Source organism: Candidatus Frankia nodulisporulans (genome assembly GCF_902806475.1).
Lineage (GTDB): Bacteria > Actinomycetota > Actinomycetes > Frankiales > Frankiaceae > Frankia > Frankia umida.
The window spans coordinates 1-1,161 of sequence record NZ_CADCWS010000494.1 but is presented as its reverse complement, the minus strand read 5'-3'; the positions used below and the strand labels follow the sequence as shown (position 1 = coordinate 1,161).

The 1,161-nt window shown below is 69.9% G+C and carries 1 protein-coding gene and 1 tRNA gene; both read right to left on the bottom strand.

Annotated features, from left to right (window positions below; genetic code table 11):
• Positions 1 to 75 precede the first annotated feature (75 nt).
• Positions 76 to 152: transfer RNA gene (locus tag G6R24_RS21085), tRNA-Ile, on the bottom strand.
• Positions 153 to 394: 242 nt separating this feature from the next.
• Positions 395 to 1,161 (bottom strand): lysozyme (locus tag G6R24_RS21080; RefSeq protein WP_225438891.1); only part of this gene is annotated, 767 nt, incomplete at its 5' end.

Here is a 1,161-nt window from a genome sequence, read left to right as displayed (position 1 = left end):
ACTAACCCAGTTACACCGTTAACCCAGTTACACCGTTATCTTGACAGTCCCGGGCGGTTCGTACAATGACAAACATGGTGGGGCGGGTGGGGCTCGAACCCACGACCGGAGGATTATGAGTCCCCTGCTCTAACCGGCTGAGCTACCGCCCCCGTGCCGGCACTCCACGCGGTGGATGTGACTCCGGCCTCTACAGGGTAGCGGGTGGGCGGTCAGCTCGGTCCGGATACCGGCCGTGGGCACCACGAGTCACGGCGAGGGCACATGTCGACAACGTTCGGCCGGGCGGGTCCAAGCCCGTCCAGCATGGTGCGGATCACGTCGGCCGGGGCCGGGTGGTCGATGCGGTGGCCGCCGGCGCGGGAGGCGGGTGACCTCACGCGGTAGCGGTCGGTCAGAGGTAGTCCTGCGGGCAGGCGGCGTGGTTGCTCGCGTAGCTGGCGGTGTTCCACAGGGTGGCGTCGCCGATGCGGCGGCGGTAGAGGCCGCACATCTTCGACTTGCCCGAATAGACGTACGCCAGCAGGGCGAACGGCACGTCGCCGTAGCGCGGGGGGATCGCCAGCAGGGCGGTGCGGACGCTGCTCTGGCCGGTGATGTAGGCGGGGCCGACGTTGTAGAGCCAGTCGACGAGGGTATCGAACTGGTGCTGGAACAGCGGCGTGTTGGGAATGCCGGTGCGGATCGCCGGGACAATGCGTGATTCGATGTCGACATAGGCGATGAACCGGGCCTGGTCGCGGGTGATGGTTCCCCACTGAAGCCGGTCGGCATCGGTGCACACACCACGGTGGATCAGGTGGCCGCTGCCGATGGTGCAGTTTCCGGTGGCGTCGTCGTACGGGGTGGCGCGAAAGCCTTCCCAGGTGAGGATGTACTCCAGTCCGGCGGCCGAGAGGTCGAGGTCCTTCGGGAACGCGGCGAACAGGCCCGCCGCGGGGCTTGCGCCGGGCAGTGCCGACGGCACCGCCGCGACCGCGGCCGACGCGGACTCGACCATCCCGGCACCGGCGATGGCCAGCGCGAGTCCCAGGGCCAGCACTCCCCGCGGTCGGCGGGACACGCCCCGGGCCGTCCGTCGGACCTGCCGGCGGCGGCGCGCCGGTCGCATGACGGCGGCGGCTGTGCGCCGTAGCGCGTGCGCGGTCGCAGTGCGCACCG